Origin of the sequence: Bradyrhizobium sp. CW1 (genome assembly GCF_023100665.1) — a bacterium.
Classification (GTDB): Bacteria; Pseudomonadota; Alphaproteobacteria; order Rhizobiales; family Xanthobacteraceae; genus Bradyrhizobium; species Bradyrhizobium canariense_D.
The window spans coordinates 3,527,305-3,548,255 of the sequence record NZ_CP064684.1 but is presented as its reverse complement, the minus strand read 5'-3'; the positions used below and the strand labels follow the sequence as shown (position 1 = coordinate 3,548,255).

Sequence of the window (20,951 nt, the reverse complement as noted above, 5' to 3'; positions counted from 1 at the left end):
TTTGCCCTCTGCAACGAACATCGCGCGCAGACATCACGCGGCAATCACACTGCGACATGCACAAGAACCGGCTTCGAATGCGCCGTAACGTGTCTTACTTCTTTTCCATCACGCATTGCAGCGGATGCTGGTGCTTGCGAGCGAAATCCATCACCTGCGTCACCTTGGTCTCGGCGATCTCGTAGGTGAACACGCCGCACTCCCCGATCCCGTGATGATGAACGTGCAGCATGATCTTGGTTGCGGCCTCGGCGTCCTTCTGGAAGAATTTCTCCAGCACATGAACGACGAATTCCATCGGCGTGTAATCGTCGTTCAGGATCAGCACACGGTACAGGTTCGGCCGTTTGGTCTTCGGCTTGACCTTGGTGATGACGGACGTGTTTGGCGCGGAAGGACCGCCGGAACGGTTCTCGTCGTTGCTCATCAGGGCAGCGTGGGCGGCGGCGGCCGCGGAGGGATCTGGTCTGGAAGACAGTTGCGGCATGGCTCAGGCGTTCAAATTCCCCACGGAAGCGTATGACGGTTCGCCGCGCAGCCCCGGCCTTCGGAGCTTCGCACAGGCGCACCGCCTTTTTGGATCGCCGCTTCCAGCCGGTCCGGTCCAAACCGGATCGGCCTCACCGAATATGGGCCTGCCCCCGGCTCGCCGCAAGCGTGCGGCAGTTCGGCCGATGCGGCCATGGCGGTCCCGATTCCCGGTCCGGGCGATCCTCACCAAGGTTAATCAATCCGGACTGATTTGACAAAAGCTTCCGCCCCGCCGGTTTAGAAGATGTTCACCAGGAACCCGGCCAGCAACGCGGCTGCGGCGGTTTCGCGCGGGCTATCTCCGGTTATCTACGGACCAATTTACCCTCAATGGCGTGACGCGAAAACGGGCAAAGGCACAGATTTCCGGGGATCGTCACGCCTCGCAGATCGACGCGCGGCAGAAGAAGCTGTGCGATAACGCCAAGGCGGCGAACATCAGGATCCATACGGTGCAGGTGAACACCGGAGCGACCCGACCTCCCGCGTGCTGCAGTATTGCGCGAGCCGCACCGACAAGTTCTATCTGATGACGAAGGCAGATCAGACGTCTCGATGTTCAAGGAAACCGGCACGCTGTGGAAGCTGCGATGGCGCGCTGAGACCTACACTTCGAGACAAACAAAAAAAGCCCGGCTACTGCAGCCGGGCCTTTGATTCCAGGACGTCAGGAAACGTTAGCTGGCGGCCGGGGTGAACTTCGACACGATGGTCTCGACCGGCTTGAACGCCTGCTTGGCGAGGTCGCTGTAAAGGCCGGCGATCTTCTGCGATTCCGCGACGAAGGACTCGTAGGCGGAACGGGCGAATTCGGTCTGCGCTTCGACGGCCTTGTCCAGCGACTTCACGCCGGAAAGCTTCTCGACGAAGGACTTGGTGTCTTCGAACGACTTCTTGGTGTAGTCGCCATAAGCGCTGGCGATCGCCTGAAGGCCGTGCTGCATCGACGTCGCGGAGGCGACGTACTGCTCGAAGTGCTCTTTCCCGTAGCCCTGAAAGTCTTCAACCTTGAACATTCGGAATCCTTTTCCCTAGCCTGTCGGAAGCCCCGGCTCCCTGACTCTGCTCACGATTAGTGCAACGCACAAAAAAGTCAAGAATTTTGTGCGTCGCACAAAATTTGCCAAGATTCCCGGGGTTTCCCGCAATGGTTCCTTAAGCTTTTGGAAACCGCGGCCCCCTACCTTGATTCCCTGGACGTGTTCAACTTCCACAAGCGGCCAAAAGCCGTTGGAGAACATCACCTTAGCCAGAACAGCGGCTCAGGTCCAACGTCCCCCGCGGCGAACATCTGCGGAGGACAGCCTGAGCAGGTAATGATCCCGGGTCCCTTGGGCACAATTTCGCCTCACGAGCCGGTGATCAAGTCACAAACGGGGACGGGGTTTCATGCTTCGTAAAAACTTGTCTTCCTCGCGCTTGGCGCGGGTTGGCGTTTTTGGGCTTCTTGCGGTCACGAGTGCAGTCATCTTCACCACCGATGCTGCCGAGGCGCGGCGCCACCGGCGTCACTACGCGCAACACCGCGTGCAGCGCGATGTGTCCGAGAGTTCCAGCCCGAAATTCGCGTCGATCATCGTCGACGGCAACTCCGGCTCCGTGCTTCAGGCCACGAGTCCCGACGGGATCCGCCATCCGGCCTCGCTGACCAAGATCATGACGCTCTATCTGCTGTTCGAGCGCCTCGAGTCCGGGAAGATGAAGCTCGACACCGAGATGCCGGTGTCGCAGCACGCCGCCGATCAGGATCCCACCAAGCTGAACCTGCGTGCCGGCCAGACCATTCGCGTCGAGGACGCGATCAAAGGTCTCGTCACCCGCTCCGCCAACGACGCAGCCGTTGTGATCGCGGAAGCAATTGGCGGCGACGAGGACGACTTCGCCCAGATGATGACGCGCAAGGCGCGTTCGCTCGGCATGTCCAGGACGGTTTACCGGAACGCCAACGGTCTTCCCAACGACGAGCAGGTCACGACCGCGCGCGACCAGGCCACGCTCGGCCGCGCCATCCAGGAGCGCTTCCCGCGCTACTATCGCTATTTCGCGACCTCGACGTTCAACTGGCGCGGACAGTCGATCCGGAACCACAATCATCTGCTCGGGAATGTCGAGGGCGTGGACGGCATCAAGACCGGCTATACTCGCGCCTCCGGCTTCAATCTCGTGACCTCGATGCGCCGTGGCAACCGCCACCTGATCGGCGTGGTGCTGGGCGGCCGCAGCGGCGGCTCGCGCGACGCCATCATGCGTAACCTGCTCGCGGAGAACCTCGATAAGGCCGCGACCACCCATACCGTCGCCGCGGTCACCGAACGCAGCGGTTCCGACGCCGCTGCCGAAGTCGCCGATACATCGGACACCCCGGCCCGTTCCGCTCCGCAGGTCCAGGCGTCGGCTGCCCCTGCTCCCGAAGCAGCCCCGTCGCGTCTCGCCGCGCGCCTCTCGACGCTTGCGGCTGCGGCTGCCGCGGTGCCGCCGGCTCAGCCCAGATCTGAAGCCAATAGGCCTGAAGTTCGGCCGATAGAATCCAAGGTCGAGCCTGCGCCGCTCACCAATGGCGTGATCTCGAGCCAGCCGCTCTCGATCATCCCCGGTTCGTCCGAACCGATGAAGCCGGTCCGGGTCAAGACCGTCCAGGTCAAGGCCGGCGCGGTGAAGGTCGCCTCCGCCGCCCCGGCTCAGATCGCACCGCAGGTCACGAGCACGATCGCATCCCGCTCCGAAGTCGCCGAAACCTCCGGTGCCGTCGTCGCCCGCGCAGACCTCATCAACAAGCCCGAGGCCAGCCAACCGGAAGCTCCGAGGGCCGAGATCACCCGTGCCGAGCTGCCGCGGCAGCCGGCGGGCTTCGGCACCGGCAACGGCACCCTCGGCGTCTTGCCGGCCGCCACCGCCGCACCCGCCCCGGCTGCTGCGAAGCTCGCATCAGCCGACCCGGCGCTGCAGCCGATCCAGATGAGCGCCACCACGAAGCCGGTTGCTACCCACAGCGGCTGGATCGTTCAGGTCGGCGCGCTCGAGAGCGAGAACCAAGCCCAGCAGCGCATCGACGCGGCGCGCAGCTCGGCTCGCGGCCTGCTCAGCAAGGCCGACCCGTTCACCGAGCCGGTCGTCGCGAAAGATAATCGCAAGCTCTACCGCGCCCGCTTCGCCGGGCTCGACCGGGACCAGGCCGAAGCCGTCTGCCGCACCCTGAAGCGCGCCGATATCTCCTGCATGACCGTCCGCAACTGAACTTTCGCACCGCTCCAATGAAAATGCCCGCGCCTTGCGCGGGCATTTTCATTTTCGGGATGCGGTGACCGACGAGGCTGTTCCACGACAACCTCTCGTCAAGGATTTACGGTTAAAACTTTACGCAAGGGATCGACCACGCCGACAATGGCGGGCATCGGGGCGACGGCAAACAGAGCAAGCAGAGCTCACACGGGACGAGCGTTTGTAGCGTGGTGCCGGAGTTAGCCGTTATGCGTGCGAAGCAGAGTATCCTTGGCCTCGTTTACACGGGCAGCGAGATACGTCGAGCCCCCCTGGTCGGGATGCAGTTTCTTCATCAGGGACTTGTGAGCCCGGCTGATGTCGTCACGCCCCGCCCCCGGCTGCAGGCCAAGGATCTGATAGGCCTCCTCCGTCGTCATTTTACCGCTCGCCACCGTGCGGCGCTGCCCCCCTGCCGCATCGCCCTGCGCGTTCTGACGCCAAGCGGGAAACCGGCGGTCCAGATAGCTTTCAAGTAGGGCCACGCTCTCGGCGTCGAACGCCGGGACCATTGCCAGCAGGGCCGCGAGATCGAACTCATCGAGATCGCGCCCGGCGTGAGGCCCGGCGACGATCTGGCCTCCGAGCTGGCCGGAATCGTGATCGAGCCGCATATCCAGGAATTGCGAGCGCACGCGCGAGGCCTGACCGGCCGGGCGCGTCGCGCCCCCGCCGAACAGCCCGCCGATATTGCCGAAGCCGGCGTTTGCCATCGGTGTCCAGCCCAAGAGCCCGGCGCCGAATATCCCGAGCGGGATCGCCACCACCAGTTCGCCCTTCAAGCCCGTGAACGCTGCGACAGCCAGCGCCACCACGCCGCCACCGAACCTGATCGCGCGTGCCAGCACGGCCGGATTGGCCGAACGGAACATCTGGAGCAGCAAATAAAGGGTGATAATGGCGATAGCGCCGGCGATCAGGGTCATGGCCGGAATATAGTCGGCCTACCGCCAAAAAGCATCGAGTCCTTGCGCCCCCGCCGACCGCGCGCCAGCGCTACTTCATCTGGCCGATCAGCCTGGCCGCGCCACTGGCGGTCTTGGCCAATTGCAACAGCGCCTCGCGTCCGCCGGCCGCGTAGGCGGCGGCTGCGCGCAACAGCTCGCGCAACTGCGCCGCCGCGCCCGGATCGAACCGGCACCAAGCGCCGCCGGTCAGGCGCGCGATCTCGCGAAAGGCCTTCTCGGCCACCGCGTCATGGCCTTCCTGAAAGACGAACACAGGCACTTTGAGCATGCCGAGCTCGCCTGCCTTGGCGCAGAGCTGGTCGACGTTCTCCTCCATGGCGTCGCCGACGAAGACGACGGCGCGCACGCCGGATGCGACGGCCTCGCGCCGCGCCTCGCTCAGCACCTTGCCGATCTGGGTGTCGCCGCCACGGCAATCGATCTTGCTCATCAGCGCCGCCAGCCTGGCGCTGTCGGAGATCCATCCCGTGGCGCGGCACTCGTTGAAGCCGCGATAGTAGACGAGCCGGATGTCGAGACTGCCGAGCGCGGCGGTCTCACGGAACATGTCGGCCTGAAGCGCGCAAGCCATGTCCCAGGTCGGCTGCCGGCTCATCGTCGCATCCAGCGCGAAGATCAGCCGCCCTTTTGAACCGGGCGCATGCGGTGACAGCGCGCGCGCGTTGGCGACGAAGGCGGCGATGTCCTCCGAGGTCGAGGTCCCCGCCTGCGGCACAGCGTCGCCTGGTTGCGCCGAGACGGCATCGCGGCCGCGCGGTTTGATGGGTTCGCCGGACATTTCCTTGACCCTTGCGTGAGCGGCTAATGTGGTCAGCACATGCAGCCCGGTCAATGCGCAAAGCCCCCGCAGGCGGCAGCCGGCGGAGGCTTTGAAATCGGTATCGACGACGAGGAAGGCGTCAGCTCTTGGCGGGCGCCATCAAAGCGACCGGCCCGGGCTCGAGAATCTTGGGCGGGGACGATTGCGTGTCGACCGGCGCCACTTCACTGTCGGTCGCGCTCAGGAACTTGTCGAGCATGCCCTGGATCGAGTTCTTGGCAGCATCCGGACCGGTGTCGCGCATGTCGTTGTGCTGGAATTCGGTCTTCACGACCTGGATGCCGGCCTTCTCGCATTCTTCGTCGGTCGGGATCACACCCGCATCGGCCTTGAACTGCGGATCGGTGGAGCGGAACGACAGGATCTTGAACTTCCCGGCGGTGACGAAGGGCACGCGAAGATTGTCGAGTGTGACGACCTTCTTGACCTCATCCGGATACTGCTTGGCGAAATACATCGTGATGTCGCCGCCCATGGAGTGGCCGACCATCGTCACCTTTTCGTAGTCGGCGTTGGGCTGAACCTTCTTCATCTCCTGCATGGCGAGATGGATGTTGGCGACGCCGCGCAGGATCTGCGGCAGCCGGCCGACATAGATCTCGCCCGGCTTGGTCACCATCGGTGGATCGGTCGGCAAATCATGCTGCGGGCTGACGACGAGGTAGCCGCGCGCGGCGAAAATGTTGGCGAGGAAGCCGTACTCGGTGTTCTTGACGGTGTTGCCGTGGTTGATCACGGCGACCGGCATCGTGATCATGCCGGCATTGGCCTGCATTTCCTTGTCACGACGGATCGCGATATCGACGGGCACCGCACGGTTGTCGCGCGAGGCATCGTAGAAGGTGATGGTCTCGTGCCTGATTGCCCACTTGCTCGCCGTGAAATAGGCGACGCCACAGAGGGCACTGACCGAAACCAGAACGGCAATTCCACGCTTCATTTTCGTCCTCAGCCTCAGGCTCTTGCGGCCTGAATCTCCCTGTTGAAAATCGTGTTCTTCCGGAGCTCTTCGGCCCCTGGTCGCCTATTCCCTAATATATGTCACAGCCGCGTGACAGGAAGGCCAAATATTGTGAACCGGCAGCCCTTTCATTGTGCGGCGCACACGTTTCTTTGGGCATCTCGCTCTCACACGGCTACGTCAGGGTGCACGTCACCATCCGACGCAACCTGTCTCGATCGGGTTCCGTTTTGCAGTAAACACGGGGTGAAAACGGTTGAGCGCGGGCTCGGTTCCCCGGGGGAGACCGGCCTCTTGATCGACTGGAAGTAGCGATGTACCGCCGCCTCAAGCGCCGAGGATGTCGTGGACCTCGAGCGGCTTGTCGACCTGGTTGAACCACTCGGCGCGATTGGCCGCGCGGCGACGTCCGCGCTCGTCGAGCGGAAGCTTGAGCTGGCGGAGCAGGCTCGTCACCTCCTCCCGTGCGGTGAGATGGCCGAGATTTGGCCGCATGCCGAGCGTGGCCTCGTCGATCTCGTCCAGCGCGGTCAGACCGCGCGGGAAGAACTCGCGATAGACGACCCGTTCGGCGAAGCCGTCGACGTAGCGGAAGCCGAGCCGCAGCGACAAATCCTTCAACCCATCGGCAACCAGCTGCTTGTTGCGGGAGCCGAGCATCGACAGGCGGTTGCGCACCACGATCCAGTCGGTGGTCGCACCGTCGAGCTGGCGGCGCTTGCGCCTGACATCCCGCACCATCTCGGCGTAGTGGCTCTCGCCTGTCACCGCGTAATTGGCGGGATCGACAGTGCCGAGCACATCGAAATCGAGGAAGCTGTCATTGATCGGGGTCACCAGCGTGTCGGCCATCGAGTGCGCAAGCCGCATCAGGTAGCTGTCGGTGCCGGGCGTATCGATGACGATGAAGTCGAAGCTGCTCTCGACCGCCGAGACCGCCTCCATGAACTGAAGGAACTCCGAATTCTCGTTCTCGGCAACCTGCATCGTTTCGCCAAGCTTGATGCAGCGATGCAACGGCAGTTCGAGGTCGAGCTTGGTTCGGCGCGCCCAGGCGGAACGGTTGTTGATGTAGTGAGTAAAGCTCTGCTGACGGCAGTCGAGGTCGATGGTGGCGACGCGCTGGCCGGCTTTGAGAAGCGCGACTGCGATGTGCAGGGCGGTGGTCGACTTGCCGGAGCCGCCTTTCTCGTTGCCGAGCACGACCACATGCGCCGAGCCGGACTGGCCTTGGCTAGCTTGCACAAGCATCGCGATCCTCAACACCCCTAACGAATATCTTCGAGTTGGCCGCGTCTGCGGTCAAGTGAAATGCGTGACAGGCAAGACAAATCGCGGCGCGCTGACCTTCATCATGAATCGCGGCGCCGCTTCGCGTCTGTGATCCAGCCCACAATGCCGCGACGCTTGCGCGGCTTTGCGCGGGATGCTGTGCCGCATCCGGATGCATGGCGTCCATGGTCGCCGCTTGTTAAGGTTAGCCTGCCGGGCGCCGGAACGCGCCCGTCGATTCCCGATCGCGTCGAGTTCTGATGTCACGCAGCCCCTTGATCGCCCGCACGGTCCCCGCCTTGCGACGCGCCGTCGACAATCTTCGCAAGCGAAAGGCGACGATCGCGCTGGTCCCGACCATGGGAGCGCTCCATGACGGCCATGTGTCGCTGGTACGCCTCGCCAGGCGGCGCGCGAGCCGCGTCGTGGTGTCGATCTTCGTCAACCCGACCCAGTTCGCGCCGACCGAGGATTTTGGCGCCTATCCGCGAACCTGGAAGGCCGATCTCGCCAAGCTAGCCGCCGAGGACGTCGATATCGTCTGGCATCCCGGCGCCGAGGCCATGTACCCGGAGGGCTTTGCCACCCGCATCGTGCCGGAGGGACCGGCGCTGGCTGGCCTCGAAGACCGCTTCCGCCCGCATTTCTTCGCCGGCGTCGCCACTGTCGTCGGCAAGCTGTTCACCCAGTGCCGGCCGGATGTCGCGATCTTCGGCGAGAAGGATTTTCAGCAGTTGCGGGTGGTGGCGCAGATGGCTCGCGACCTCGAGCTCGGCGTCAAGGTGATCGGCTCCCGCACCGTGCGCGAGCGCGATGGGCTCGCGATGTCCTCGCGCAACGTCTATTTGTCGCCACAGGAGCGGCAGACCGCAACCACGCTATACCGCGCCATGAAGGAGAGCGCCGGGCGCATTCGCGCCGGCGAAGCGGTCGCGCCCGCAATGGCGCGCGGTGCCGCGATGATCACGGCGGCCGGCTTTGAGCTCGACTATTTCGAAGTGCGCCATGCAGCGACCCTGGCACAGGTCAGCTCGCGCAACGACGGACCGTTGCGCATCCTGGTCGCGGCCAAGCTCGGCACCACCCGGCTGATCGACAATATCGCGGTTTAGAGCAGCCCGAGATCGCGCAGCTCGCGCCGCATCGGCTCAGGCATCGCCGCGATCGAGCCGGCGGCGGACCTGCCGAGATCGGGCGGCACCGAATCGTCGGCGAGATAGCGCCAGCCCTGGAACGGGCGCATCGGCCGCGGCGACACCGGAATCACCTTCGGCTGCATCACGATCCGGCAGCGCCCGATGCCGTCCTTGTCGCGGAACGGCTCGATGCCGATGATCTTTTCGCGCGCGGCGACCTCGCCCTTGATCACCCAATAGAGCGACCCACCCGACAGGATCTCGGCGTCGCGCTTGGGCACCATGCGGGTGATGTGGATGTGATGTTGCGGCAGACCCTTCTTCTTGGCGGTCTGCATCCGTTCGGCGGTCCACTCCTTCAATTCCTTGACGGATTCGCAGCCGACGGCGAGCTTGATCAGATGTAGTGGCATGCCCCAGCATTAGCCGGACAGCCACGCATTTGGAATGCCGATCTACTTGTTATCCGCAGCCGGGGCAGCCGCGGCCGGCGGCGTGAGCGGAACCGGTGCTGCCGCCGGCGCCCGCGCAGCCTTCGGCGCAGGCGGCTTCTTCGCGGCGGGAGCTGCGGCCTGCGCCGAGGCCGCTGCGGGGGCGCGCGGAGCCGCCGCGTTTGCGGTGGGCGCCGCCTGACGCGTCGGCGGCTCGGGATTCATGATGCTGACCGGCGGCGTCGACGAGGCACTCGGGAACTCCGCATTGGTCGGCTTGCCCGTCGGCATCGACGGCGGCAGCCCCGCAAGTGCGGCAGTGGCCGGCAACGATTGCGCTGCTGCAGGCGCATTCCAGGTCGGGGCGTAGCGCGCGACCAGCGTGTCGTAGAGATGGGAATCCATGTTGGCGGCGACCCGCTGCTGGTCGGTCAGCGAGCGGAAGGCCGCGCAGTCAAACTGCGTGCAGCCATCGCGCGCGACCAGCACATGCGCGACCAGGCCGTAGCGATCACGCTCCAGCGACTTGCGCAGCACCTTGATGTCGGGCGTCAGGCTCTTCTCGGCGGTCGCGGCATCGCCGAGCGCCGTCAGCCGGTCGATCCTGGCCGCGGTCGTGGAGACGGCCGCAGCCGCCGCGTCAGGCGCGCCGAACAGCGCCTTCTCGCAGCCCATGGCCACGGCATCGCCCGCGAGATCGTCGAGACAGGACAGCGCCGGCAGGCTCGCGGTCATCGCCGCCTGTGCGCGCGCCTCGGTCGGCGTGGTCTGCCCCGCCGGTCCATCGACGCGCACAACAGCAGCCAGCGCGATGGCAATGGCGAGCAGCGCAATGACGGTCAGCGCGCCGTTGGCGACCGATCGTTCGGCGCGCAGCAGCGTGACCAGGAGAATCAGTCCGAAGAAGCCGGCAGCCGCCAGCATCATCCACATTGGAAGGGCCGGCGAGCTCCAGATTTGGTCAAACGACGAGGCCCATGCCCAGTTCATGCGCGACGTCCCCTCACGCGAGCAGAGAGCGAATGGTCAAAGCGAGTACCGAGAGTCGGCAACTGCCCCCGGCCCACCTTTTGAAGGTGAAGCGGGCCTTTTGACGGCGGCAGAATACAAATTCCCGGGGACGCGCCAATGCGCGGATAGCGTCGGCCTTCAGGACAGCGCGAGCTGGCTTTCCTTGGCGACGCGTTCGAAGGCTTCGGTCGAGCTCTTGATCCGGTACTGACAGTCGTCACCATCGGTCGGCAGGAGGCGGATGACCTCATACGAGCCGCTGGCAGCGGGGCGTGCGACATTGCTGGCGGTGAACAATACGCGCGCGCCAATAGGGAATTTGTGCTTCAACACCCTCTCCATCACTCAAACAACGCCTGCCACGCCCGTGGTCCCACTGCGTCGGCCGGCCGGAAACCCGGCCGCTGTATAGCATGCGACGAGCGTTTTTGGCCAGCAGTATGCGACATGGCAAACGTGCGAATTTTGCAGTTATTTCAGAGTGATGCCGTCAGCCGACGATACCGCCGGAACCGGTTCTTCCGGGGGTATGGGGCAAACGGTCGTCGGGGCTGGCGTGATCCACCACCTTGGGAGGTTCCTGGGCCGTGAGGTCCCTCTGCCGACGACTCTGGCGATTGAGCGCCGCCGGCTTGCTCGGCGTCGAGCGAGGCCGATCACCGCGGATTACACGTTCTCGAACTTTTCGATGACCAGCGTTTCGGCGAGCGCGTCCCGGGTCCATTCCTGGAACGCCGGCAGCGCCAGCATCGTGTCCATGTAGGCCTTGGTCTCCGGCGTGACCTCAATCGCGTAGGTGCGGAAGCGGTGCACGACCGGGGCATACATCGCATCCGCTGCGCCGAAGCGCCCGAACAGGAACGGTCCATTGGCGCCATACCGGGCCCGGCATTCGCGCCAGATCTCCTGCACGCGCGCGATATTGGCCTCGGCGTCCGCCGACAGCGTCACGGGGCGCACCGGACGGTGCAGGTTCATGCCGCATTCGTTGCGAAGGGCCATGAAGCCGGAATGCATCTCGGCGCACACCGAACGGGCATGGGCGCGCGCGGCGGCCTCGTCCGGCCACAGCTTCACTTCCGGATAGCGCTCGGCGATGTATTCGATGATGCTGAGCGAATCCCACACCGTGATGTCGCCATCGACCAGCACCGGCACCTTGCCGGCGCGGCTGAACGAGATGATCTGCTCCTTGTCCGCGGGATTGTCGGTGTAGAGCGGGATGAGGGTCTCCACGAACGGAATGTCGTTGGCGCGGAGCGCGAGCCAGGGCCGCATCGACCATGACGAGTAATTCTTGTTGCCGATTGCGAGTTTCAGCGCAGCCATGTCATCAGTCCTTCTCGATACGCCTTGAAGCGAGCCGCTTTTAACGCCATCGCCTGCCGCCAATCAATCGTTGCTGCACCTCGCCATGCGTGGCAAGCGTTGCGATCCTCTCCGGGAGACTGACATGAGCAGGCATTGGGTCGACATCACAGCCGTCGGCTTCTTCATCATCGAATGGCTGGTCTACGCCCTGACGCTGGAGCAATCGGCCTATGGCCGCGACAGCCTGTCGGCGCGCATGAACCGCTACCGCGAGGTGTGGGTGCGCCGGCTACTCGACCGCGACGCGCGCATGGTCGACATGCAGATCATGGCCTCATTGCAGAACGGCACCGCCTTCTTCGCCTCCACCAGCCTGATCGCGCTCGGCGGCGCGCTGGCGCTGCTGCACGCGACCAACGACGCGATCACGATCTTGAGCAAGCTGCCGATCGATCTCAGTACCTCGCCGGCGATGTGGGAGCTGAAATGCGTCGGCCTCGTCCTGATCTGCGTCTATGCCTTCTTCAAATTCGCCTGGTCGTACCGCCTGTTCAACTATGTCGCGATCCTGTTCGGCGGCATGCCGGCAGCCGCGCAGCGTGACACGCCGGAGGCCGAAGCTCATGTGATCCGCACCTCGCGCCTGTTCGAATCCGCCGGCCGCCATTTCAACCGCGGCCAGCGCGCCTTCTTCTTCGCACTCGGCTATCTCGGCTGGTTCGTCAGCCCCTGGGTGTTGTTCGTGACCACGGCAACCGTGGTGATCGTGACTTGGCGGCGGCAGTTCGCCTCGAGCGCGTGGGAAGCGATGGCGCCGGAGGTGGTGAATGGCGAGGAGACGCGGCGCGGTCCCTGACGCGCTCGTGTTGCGGCTCTGCAGTGCACCGCTGAGTAGCGGTGCGTCCACAAGAGCGAATGTGGCGCACCCTCTCTCCACATCGTCATTGCGAGCGCAGCGAAGCAATCCAGAATCCCCCCGCGGCGGCAGACTGGATTGCTTCGCTGCGCTCGCAATGACGGAGCATGAGGCGGCAGCGCCACTTTTCCAGCTCGCATCTTGAATTGCGACTATAGCTTCGCACCTTCGCGGCGCATTTTGCCCGAGTCTGGCCACTTCACCCTCTTGTCCCAAGAGGCACAGGGAAGTCTGCGGTCATAGTCCTAAGCCGGCGTCTCGATCTGCTATGTGCAGCGATTGCCGCATGGAACTCCCTAAAGTCGCTTTGATCTATCTCAATTCTCTTACAGACGCGGGCATCAACTTGAGAGAGTCGCGTCATCGCTCCGCCGCGCCGGCCGGGCGGTTGGGCGCTTCCAGGGAGCTCGATATGATCAAGTCGCTCGGAATTGCCACATTCGCCTTCTGCTTCGCAGTATCGGCTCAGGCGATGACACCTGCCCCGATTGCACAGCCCGAAAGCCTCGTTACGGAAGTTGCTGCTGCCTGCGGCGTCGGTAGGACACGTATCAACGGCGTGTGCGTAGCACGGACGACGGTCCGTCATACCCGTCGGGCGGTCCGCAGATGTGTGAGAGGAACAACGTGCTGATTGCTTGTCCTTCAGGACAATACCGCAAAGTGGTCTCGCCATGATTAAAATAGAAGAGTACCGACCCCAACGGTACATCAACGGCCCCCGGCCTCAGCCCTCCAGACTGAGGCCGTCTTGCGCCTGAAAGGTTGGCCGGACCGGTCACCTTGTCGGATTTATCGACCCGGCAACAGCATGAAACCGCAATGCTGATGCCAGCAGGCCAACAAAATCAAAACTCGAGAGCACGCTTCCATCGTCAATTGGCCAAGCCGATGCTGGAGGTGAATAGCGCAGACACACAAAGCAAATGTTTACGCAATTTACCACTCGACCATCAACGCGATGGTCTTCATTTTCCCATCTGATAATTGCCTTGCGCGCCTTGTTTGGTCGGATGCTCGGAATGGTCCTTTCGCAGCGGAGGTGGCCGGCATGTCCGAAATGGTAGAAGTGCTCGCCGGAACGAGTTTGTTTCTGCTCGCCTTCTCGCTGCTGATATTCGACATACCCCGCTACACCTTATCGCTGGTGTCTCTTGCTCTGTTCAGCTCGAAGCGGCGAAGCGCCAGTGGGACGGTTTGCGAGGCGACGGTAAGCGTGATTATCCCGACCTTCAACGGCGGCTCCGGGCTTGCTCCTTCGATCAGCTCGCTGCGCCGGCAAACCCTGCGACCTGTCGAAATCATCGTCGTCGACGACGGCTCCACCGACCAAACACGCGCGGTCGCGGAGCGGGCGAGAGCGCAGGGGCTAGTTGATATGGTCATCTGCCATGGGACCCGCTGCGGCCGCAGCGCTGCCATCAACGCTGCAGCACGGTTTGCCCGCGGCGATCTTCTTCTGACCGTAGATGCCGACACTGTCTTCGAACCGAACGCGGTTGAGCGCCTCGCGGCTGCGTTCGGCGATCCGCTCGTCGCCGGCGCAAGTTGCAACATCGCGATCAGCAATGAGCGCGATTCGATATGGACAGGACTTCAAAGCGTCGAATACCTGATGTCGATCACTGCGGGGCGGTCGATCCTCGACGTGGTGGATGCGATCGCGTGTCTGTCCGGCGCCTGTTCCATGTATCGGCGGGATATCTTCACGCAGCAGGGCGGGCTCGACGTCGGCCCTGGCGAAGATATGGAGTACACCTTACGGCTCCGCAGGCTCGGCTATGTCATTCGGTTCGTGTCCGACGCCTGGGCGGAAACAGCCGGCCCCGCAAGCGGCATCAGTCTGTTGCGCCAGCGCGCGCGCTGGGATCGCGATGCTCTGCGCATCCGTTTCATGATGTATGGCGAGCTGAGTTTTCGCCATCCGCTAGAGCGTTTACCGGACACGATCCAAAGGCTGGACTTCATCTTCTTCGATCTCGTTCCGACGCTCAGCCTGCCGTTCTACTTGGCCTACATTGTGCTGTTGTTCGGCCCGGATGCCGTGTTGTTTCTCTCGGCGATCTACCTGCTGCTGCTCTGGATCTCGGTATTCAATATGGCACTTGTGTTCGCCCTATTCCAACGATCCGTCGGAAACTTTGGCTGGAAGATGGCGCTGATCTTTCCCTTGTACCAGGGCGTCTATCTGAAGTGCGCGCGGTTTTTTTCCTACTCTTCGGAAATCATCTTTGCCTCGTCGCGGAACGATGATTTCGTGCCACCGCGCGTTCGCCGTGCACTATTCGGAGATCGGACAAAAGAGGTGGCCAAATGACGGTGGCCCTGACGCGACTCGATCCGCATATTCCCGATCCTATCGAGAGCCGTCGGCGCGCGGCCGGACGGACCGTCCGCGCCGCCTATGCGACAATCGTATTCGGCATACTCGCATTCTTTGTCGTCTATTTCGGGAGGCCAATTCTCTATCTCGGCGGCCCGGGCAGCGTGTCCTCGCCAAGATATTTGGTTTCACTGCCCTACATCGTGCAGATCAACAGCATCACCGTGGTGAGAGGTGGATCGGTCAAGGCCGGCGAAGAAATCGGAAGGGTGCGGTCTCCGCAGCACGATGAAATCGTCGCTACTTATTGTCAATGCGGTAATTCAGGCTCGCGGCCGATGAGGTTGCGATAAGTTGGACAGCTTCCTCAGCAAGCTGCAGATGTGAGCGCGCCGCGTCGAGAGATTCGCGGGCGGGCACTCCGATCGCACAAATTCTCGACCCCACCGATGTCTTCGTCGACTGGTACGTTCCCAACGAACGCCTGTCCGACCCGAAAGTCGGCAACGAAGTCTTTGTCCTGTTCGGCAACCGGCGAATTCTGGGCGAGATCGTGGAAATTCTGCCGGTGTCAGACGTGTACCCCGGAGCGGGCTCATCGGCGGCGCGCGAGCGTACCGCCTCGCAAATCGCGCGAATTCAGTTCAGCCCAGGCGCGCATCCCCCGGCGCTGAACTCGGCCGTCGACGTTCACATGCACTACACACAACTCAGCGCGCGCATCGCTTCCATGCTGGTGAAACTATTCGGGCTCGACGAGCTGTGAGAGGAAGCGAGGTGCAGCATGCAGATCGAAGGGACTCAAACGAATTGCCCGGCTTGCGGCTCATCCGCTCTGATCTTGTTTCCGGTATTCCACCACATGATCTGCGCCTATGTTGGTCCGGAGTATGACTTCGCACCAAACACCGCGGGATATACGTGCCCGAAGTGCTGCCGCGACATTGTGTCGGCCGACCCAGCTTGCGAGATCGTGGGCACTAGCGCGCGGTGCACAAGGTGTTGGGTCGAGATGGTGGTGTCCCCAGCGTGTGCTCCGGCTGGCTTGTAAGGATTAGCGGCGATCTCGGCTTATCCGTCGCTCAAGTGCGACTGCGGCGAGCAGAGTTGGACAGAGAACAAGCAGAGGGCAGCTTCAGCGGCCAGGTAGAGCTGCCTTGGTCGGTAGCACGATGCCCGACGGTAACTACGATAGTTTCGACGGTCTCGCCTGTCTCCACAGGGCGAGTGAGGTTTGAGATAAATGGTTGCAACTCAACAGCGCATCGGTCAACAATGCCGCGCGAGTTGACGAAGGCGGAATTTTCACCACTTTTCCCAAGCGCGCCCGCGCTCCCACACACGGCGTTCTGGACCCAACGCGGTTGGCCGACATTGTGGCGATGGTCGCCGAGCAGGCACAAACTGCATAGACACCCGGTCGTAGCGGAGGCATCATAGCACCCGGTTGGCGTGTATCGGAGGACACCATGATCAGCTTGATCCGCGTTTTCGATATCGCCGTACTCACGTTGGGCATGTTCAACGTCTTGCTGGTGGCATTGATTATCTTTGCATTTTGATGCTCCCGCCGACGCGGCAATCGCCGTGCACGCGCGGCGGCTGCGCTTCAATTTCGCCGCCCGACTCAGGCTGAGGTTGTATTCGCTGCCGGCGTCTCGTCTGTGGCGGTTTGACAGGCGGCGCCGTGACGAAGCTTTGCAGCGCCGCTCGTCGGCACGAAGCTTTGGGCTCACAGAGAGCAATCCGCCCTGCCCTTGGCCTCTCGCACCCGAACGCTGCCGCGTCCACCGCAAGCCGGCTCGCGAACATGACGACCACAAGATCGCCCCTCAAGGATGAGCCGGGATGGCCAACACATACGCCGTGTCCGAATTTCGGCAAAGTGGAATATATTTGCGAAGATGGATTGACAGCAGAGCGACAAAGCAAGGCCGTAGCCCAAGCGAGAGTTTAGCCGCCGAAATCCCGCGGGCTGAACGGCAGGTCCATCACCTTCCATTCCCCGTATTTGTCGGCCGGCAACATCTTGTAGGGCTGGCAGGCCTGAAGCGCGCTCATGGCGGACTTCACGAGCGCGACGCCCTTTGCGGACGGCGGGGCTTCGATCAGGATCGGCTCGCGCGCCAGCGTGCCGTCGGTCGCGAGCACGGTGCGCAGCTTGATGTTGACGTTGTCGGTCGGCGCGACCCCAGCCGGCAGCTTGGCGCAGCTTCGCAAATGACGACGCAGCTCGGCGATGATTTCGACCGGCAGCTTCGCCGCGATTGAATCCTTGGCATCGCCGCCATCGTCTTTGGGGGCGTCTTTCGGCAGCTCCGTCGGCAATTCCGGCGGCAGGCCCAGCATGACGCCGTATTTGACAGTGACGTCGGGCTCCGGCGCCTGATAGGACGGCGGCGGCGCGGCCTCCGGGTGCTGCATCGCTTGTGGCAGTAGCTGTGGCGCCGGGGGCTGCGGCGTCGCCTGAGGCGGCGGCGACTGCGATGGCTGAGGCTGTGGCTGTGGAGGCTGCGGTTGCGGCTGCGCATTTGCCTCGCGCTGCTGCGGCGTCTGTGAAGGCTGTGGCTGCGGCTGTTTCTGCTGCGGCGGTTCAGGCGAGGCCTGCTGCTTCGAGGACTGTGCCGCAGCCTGCTGCTTCGCCTCGGGCTTCGGCGCGGCCGCCGCCTTGTCCTTATCGTTCAAATCGAACTTCGGCAGTTTCAGGTCAGGGGTCGGCTCCGGCGGCTTCGCCTTGAGTTTTTCCCCGGTCTTCTCCTCGGCTTTGGCCTCCTCCTGCTTCACCTGCTCCGGCGTCACGATGCTGACGGAAACCGATTCGGGCGGGCTGGCGTGAAACGGATGGACTTCGCTGATCACGATGATCAGCGCGACCAGCGTCAGATGGGCGATCGCCGACGCTGCAATGTCCGTCCGTATGATCTTCCGCAGTTCCATCGCCTGACTTCAGGTTGCCAAGCTGGTCCTAGCATACGGCAGGCCCCTCTCAATCCCATTTTGGCGCGAAGGCGAAATCGGTCAGGCGGCCCCTGGGACTGGCCAGCGCGGCGATCTGGGCCATCTCGTCGTCCGAAAGCTCGAAATCGAAGATCTCGATGTTTTCCGACAGGCGTTCGACGCGCGAGGTGCGCGGGATCGCAGCGACATTCTGTTGCACCAGCCAGCGCAGGCAGACCTGCGCCGGCGTCTTGTGATGCAGACGCCCGATCTCGGCGAGCGTCCGGTCGGTCTTGATCCGCCCCTTGGCGATCGGGCTGTAGGCGACCAGCGCGAGCCCGTGCTGATCGCAGGCCGCCCTCACCTTCGCCTGGTCGAGATAAGGGTGGTATTCGACCTGGTTGCAGGCCAGCGGCTCCGGCGACAACGCCACCGCCTGCTCGATCAGCGCCACGGTGAAATTGGAAACGCCGATGTGGCGGGTCAGGCCCATGCGCTTGGCATGCGACAGCGCGCCCAGCGTCTCCTCCAGCGGCACGTGCGAATTGGGCCAGTGCAGCAGCAGGAGATCGACGGAGGGAAGTCGCATGCGCGCCAGGCTCTCCTTGACCGAGCGCTCGAGATCGTGGGGCGCGAAATGATTGGTCCAGACCTTTGTCGTCAGGAAGATGTCGTCGCGGCGCACGCCGGAGGCGCGCAAGCCGTCGCCGACCTCGCGCTCATTCTCGTAGACCTGTGCGGTATCGATGTGGCGATAGCCGAGCCGCAGCGCCTGCTCGACCACACGGGTGCACATGCGCCCGCTCAGCTCCCAGGTCCCCAGCCCGATCGCCGGTATCCTTGCGCCATTGGTCTCGACGAACAGCATGAGGAATCCTCTCTGTCGCGGTCGCCCCAAATCATGATCCAGGCGTCATTATGAACCCGGCTGGCAACACTGCCAACGGGCGACACCGGCCGCCGGGTCGGATCTTGCGCGCAATGCTAACGGGAGGTTCGTGCCAGGCCTTGACGTCAGGCCTTGACGTCAGGCCTTGAGGTCAGGCCTCGAGCTCAGGCTTTGGCAAGCGCCTGGAATACGGTGTCAGGCGCATGCGCGATCACAGCGAGCAGCGCGCGGGCGGGTCCCCGCGGGGCCCGCTTGCCCTGCTCCCAATTGCGGATGGTCTCGACGGGAACGCCGAGCTTGGCCGCGAACTCCATCTGGGTCAGGCAGGCACGGCGGCGCAAATCGCGCACGGCGAGCGAGCTGGTGTCGGGCGGCGCTGCGTTAGGTACGGGCTGGATTGGAAACGGCTGGACCGGAAACTCCCGCCCATCCCGCAACTCGACAATCCGTCCGTCCGCCTTCAACCGCACACGCATGCTCATTCCCCCAAGCAAGGCGATGATGCGGCAGCTCGCTTAAGTTCGGATTAAAGATGATGGCTGCGTATACGGTCTCGTGCCCCGGACGCAGCGCAGCGCTTCTTCAGCGGTGCGCTGCAGAGCCGGGGCCCATGTCGCTGCAATACTGTGCCGCTTCTGGGTCCCGGTTGCGCAGCAACGCCAAGGGCGTTGCAGCGCGCCGGGGAGACGAGAGTGCGTGTAGCCCTACCTCAACCCGAACCACAACGTCGCGATGCCGAGGAAGGAGAAGAAGCCGACGACGTCAGTGACCGTTGTCACGAACGTGCCGGAGGCCACGGCCGGATCGGCCCTGACACGTTCGAGCGCCATCGGGATCAGGATGCCTCCGAGTGCGCCGGCGAAGAGGTTCACGATGATGGCGAGCCCGATGACCAGGCCGAGGCCCGGGATCCTGAACCAGGCCACCGCAGCGACGCCCGTGATCACGGCAAAGGCGAGACCGTTGACGAGGCCGACCAGGCCCTCGCGCACCACCACGCGCCAGGCATTGGAGGAGCCGAGCTCGCGCGTCGCCAGCGCCCGCACCGCGACCGTCATGGTCTGGGTCGCGGCATTGCCGCCCTGGCTTGCGACGATCGGCGCCAGCACGGCGAGCGCCACCATCTTCTCGAGCTGCCCCTCGAACAGGCCGAGCACGGACGACGCCAGAAAGGCGGTGGCGAGATTGACCAGCAGCCAGTTGAACCGCGCGCGTGCAATGGTGAACACGGTGTCGGACAGCTCTTCGTCGCTGTTGACGCCGCCGAGCGCCTTGAGGTCCTCGTCCGCCTCTTCCTCGATGACGTCGACGACGTCGTCGACGGTGATGACGCCGACGAGGCGGTCCTGGGTGTCGAGCACCGGGGCTGCGACGAGATTGTACTTGCCGAACATGCGCGCCACCTCCTCCTGGTCCTCCAGGACGGAGACGCGGCGGCGATCCTCGTCGGTCAGTTCGGCAAGCGCCACCGGGCGGCGGGCGCGCAGCAGCACGTCGAGCGAGACCGCGCCCTGCCAGTGCTGCTCCTTGTCGACGACGTAGATCTCGTAGAAGCGGTCTGGCAGATCCGGCGTCTCGCGCATGTAGTCGATCGCCTGCCCCACGGTGAAATCCTGCGGCACGGCGATGAACTCGGTCTGCATCCGGCGGCCGGCGGAGTTCTCCGGATAAAGCAGGCTGCGCTCGAGCACGACGCGCTCCTTGAGCGGCAGCTTCTCGAGGATCTCCTCCTGATCGGCCTGATCGAGCGTTTCCAGCAGCTCGACCGCGTCATCGGATTCGAGCTCGCGCACACCTTCCGCGACCGTCTGCGGCGGCAGTTCCTCGAGGATCTCCTCGCGCACGCCCTCGTCGAGCTCGTTCAGCGCGGAGAAGTCGAAATCGCGCCCCGTCAGCTCAACCAGGCGGACCCGATCGTCGGGCTCGAGAGCCCCAATGAGATCGCCCAGATCGGCCTCGTGCAGCTCGGCAACGCAGGCGCGCAGCGCGGCGCTGTCGCCGGCCTCGATCGCATGGGTAATTTCCGCGACGAATTCGTGACGAATTTCGCCGTCTTCATTGCGCATCGGCACGTGGTCGAGTACCGATTCCGCGGCAGATGCGGCACCGTCCAGATGTTCATCCATGGCGCGCCTCGCCGTTCGACAGGTTGGAACGAGTGGTCTGAGCTGACGGTTCAGGCAATAC

Annotated in this window: 21 protein-coding genes and 1 pseudogene; 8 read left to right on the top strand and 14 right to left on the bottom strand. The window is 63.6% G+C overall.

Annotation, left to right across the window (positions count from 1 at the left end; translation table 11 throughout):
- Positions 1–94: 94 nt before the first annotated feature.
- Together clpS and IVB54_RS17365 are read right to left on the bottom strand one after the other, a co-directional pair.
- Positions 95–427: an ATP-dependent Clp protease adapter ClpS gene (clpS, locus tag IVB54_RS17370; RefSeq protein WP_018455182.1), complete on the bottom strand. Its 333-nt coding sequence runs from the start codon at positions 425–427 to the stop codon at positions 95–97.
- 781 nt (positions 428–1,208) lie between these two features.
- Positions 1,209–1,547 (bottom strand): phasin family protein, encoded by a 339-nt coding sequence (locus IVB54_RS17365; protein ID WP_007603238.1) that lies wholly within the window; start codon positions 1,545–1,547, stop codon positions 1,209–1,211.
- 373 nt (positions 1,548–1,920) lie between these two features.
- Here IVB54_RS17365 and IVB54_RS17360 point away from each other — a divergent pair, with 373 nt between their 5' ends.
- Positions 1,921–3,765: a D-alanyl-D-alanine carboxypeptidase gene (locus IVB54_RS17360; RefSeq protein WP_247547705.1), complete on the top strand. Its 1,845-nt coding sequence runs from the start codon at positions 1,921–1,923 to the stop codon at positions 3,763–3,765.
- Between the two features lie 224 nt (positions 3,766–3,989).
- Here the strand turns inward: IVB54_RS17360 and IVB54_RS17355 are convergent, their stop codons facing one another.
- From IVB54_RS17355 to IVB54_RS17340, 4 genes are all read right to left on the bottom strand, one after another.
- Positions 3,990–4,715: a DnaJ domain-containing protein gene (locus IVB54_RS17355; RefSeq protein ID WP_018455184.1), complete on the bottom strand. Its 726-nt coding sequence runs from the start codon at positions 4,713–4,715 to the stop codon at positions 3,990–3,992.
- Between the two features lie 70 nt (positions 4,716–4,785).
- On the bottom strand, positions 4,786–5,535 hold the full coding sequence (locus IVB54_RS17350; RefSeq protein ID WP_247483040.1) for a VWA domain-containing protein: 750 nt from the start codon (positions 5,533–5,535) through the stop codon (positions 4,786–4,788).
- Positions 5,536–5,656: 121 nt separating this feature from the next.
- Positions 5,657–6,517 carry an alpha/beta fold hydrolase gene (locus tag IVB54_RS17345; RefSeq protein WP_007603233.1) on the bottom strand — a complete coding sequence of 287 codons (861 nt, stop codon included), beginning with the start codon at positions 6,515–6,517 and terminating at the stop codon, positions 5,657–5,659.
- 348 nt (positions 6,518–6,865) lie between these two features.
- Complete coding sequence (locus IVB54_RS17340) at positions 6,866–7,789, bottom strand: division plane positioning ATPase MipZ (protein WP_018455186.1); 924 nt, start codon at positions 7,787–7,789, stop codon at positions 6,866–6,868.
- Positions 7,790–8,070: 281 nt separating this feature from the next.
- Between IVB54_RS17340 and panC the strand changes: the two genes are divergently transcribed.
- On the top strand, positions 8,071–8,922 hold the full coding sequence (panC, locus tag IVB54_RS17335; RefSeq protein ID WP_026232898.1) for a pantoate--beta-alanine ligase: 852 nt from the start codon (positions 8,071–8,073) through the stop codon (positions 8,920–8,922).
- Here panC and IVB54_RS17330 read toward each other — a convergent pair.
- From IVB54_RS17330 to IVB54_RS17315, 4 genes are all read right to left on the bottom strand, one after another.
- Positions 8,919–9,359, bottom strand: coding sequence for a DUF1489 domain-containing protein (locus IVB54_RS17330; RefSeq protein WP_018455188.1), 441 nt, complete (start codon positions 9,357–9,359; stop codon positions 8,919–8,921). The two genes, panC and IVB54_RS17330, sit on opposite strands and share 4 nt — an antisense overlap.
- A 42-nt stretch (positions 9,360–9,401) precedes the next feature.
- Positions 9,402–10,367, bottom strand: a complete 966-nt coding sequence (locus IVB54_RS17325; protein ID WP_026232899.1) for a hypothetical protein — start codon at positions 10,365–10,367, stop codon at positions 9,402–9,404.
- A gap of 159 nt (positions 10,368–10,526) precedes the next feature.
- A complete protein-coding gene (locus tag IVB54_RS17320) occupies positions 10,527–10,730 on the bottom strand; it encodes a hypothetical protein (RefSeq protein WP_007611353.1) in 204 nt (67 codons plus the stop codon).
- 324 nt (positions 10,731–11,054) lie between these two features.
- Positions 11,055–11,717 (bottom strand): glutathione S-transferase family protein, encoded by a 663-nt coding sequence (locus IVB54_RS17315; RefSeq protein ID WP_018455191.1) that lies wholly within the window; start codon positions 11,715–11,717, stop codon positions 11,055–11,057.
- A gap of 124 nt (positions 11,718–11,841) precedes the next feature.
- Here IVB54_RS17315 and IVB54_RS17310 point away from each other — a divergent pair, with 124 nt between their 5' ends.
- The 6 genes and pseudogenes from IVB54_RS17310 to IVB54_RS17290 all read left to right on the top strand — a co-directional run bounded on the left by IVB54_RS17310 (position 11,842) and on the right by IVB54_RS17290 (position 16,350).
- Positions 11,842–12,555, top strand: a complete 714-nt coding sequence (locus tag IVB54_RS17310) for a DUF599 domain-containing protein (RefSeq protein ID WP_018455192.1) — start codon at positions 11,842–11,844, stop codon at positions 12,553–12,555.
- Positions 12,556–13,666: 1,111 nt separating this feature from the next.
- Positions 13,667–14,932 (top strand): glycosyltransferase family 2 protein, encoded by a 1,266-nt coding sequence (locus tag IVB54_RS17305; protein WP_247777386.1) that lies wholly within the window; start codon positions 13,667–13,669, stop codon positions 14,930–14,932.
- On the top strand, positions 14,929–15,291 hold the full coding sequence (locus tag IVB54_RS17300) for a hypothetical protein (RefSeq protein ID WP_231190835.1): 363 nt from the start codon (positions 14,929–14,931) through the stop codon (positions 15,289–15,291). The genes IVB54_RS17305 and IVB54_RS17300 overlap by 4 nt, the downstream gene beginning before the upstream one ends.
- A pseudogene (locus tag IVB54_RS41650) lies at positions 15,288–15,455 on the top strand (hypothetical protein); the annotation flags it as partial. The gene IVB54_RS17300 and the pseudogene IVB54_RS41650, both read left to right, overlap by 4 nt.
- A 36-nt stretch (positions 15,456–15,491) precedes the next feature.
- Positions 15,492–15,704: a hypothetical protein gene (locus IVB54_RS17295; protein WP_085395607.1), complete on the top strand. Its 213-nt coding sequence runs from the start codon at positions 15,492–15,494 to the stop codon at positions 15,702–15,704.
- Between the two features lie 481 nt (positions 15,705–16,185).
- The gene (locus IVB54_RS17290) at positions 16,186–16,350 is read left to right on the top strand and encodes a hypothetical protein (RefSeq protein ID WP_247336178.1); all 165 of its coding nucleotides are present in this window, start codon (positions 16,186–16,188) and stop codon (positions 16,348–16,350) included.
- A 541-nt stretch (positions 16,351–16,891) separates the two neighbouring features.
- Here IVB54_RS17290 and IVB54_RS17285 read toward each other — a convergent pair.
- From IVB54_RS17285 to mgtE, 4 genes are all read right to left on the bottom strand, one after another.
- Positions 16,892–17,875, bottom strand: coding sequence for a hypothetical protein (locus IVB54_RS17285; protein WP_085384444.1), 984 nt, complete (start codon positions 17,873–17,875; stop codon positions 16,892–16,894).
- A gap of 49 nt (positions 17,876–17,924) precedes the next feature.
- On the bottom strand, positions 17,925–18,743 hold the full coding sequence (locus tag IVB54_RS17280; RefSeq protein ID WP_018455196.1) for an aldo/keto reductase: 819 nt from the start codon (positions 18,741–18,743) through the stop codon (positions 17,925–17,927).
- 185 nt (positions 18,744–18,928) lie between these two features.
- Complete coding sequence (locus IVB54_RS17275; RefSeq protein ID WP_085351361.1) at positions 18,929–19,246, bottom strand: helix-turn-helix domain-containing protein; 318 nt, start codon at positions 19,244–19,246, stop codon at positions 18,929–18,931.
- Between the two features lie 222 nt (positions 19,247–19,468).
- Complete coding sequence (gene mgtE, locus IVB54_RS17270; RefSeq protein WP_018455198.1) at positions 19,469–20,890, bottom strand: magnesium transporter; 1,422 nt, start codon at positions 20,888–20,890, stop codon at positions 19,469–19,471.
- Between the last annotated feature and the right edge of the window lie 61 nt (positions 20,891–20,951).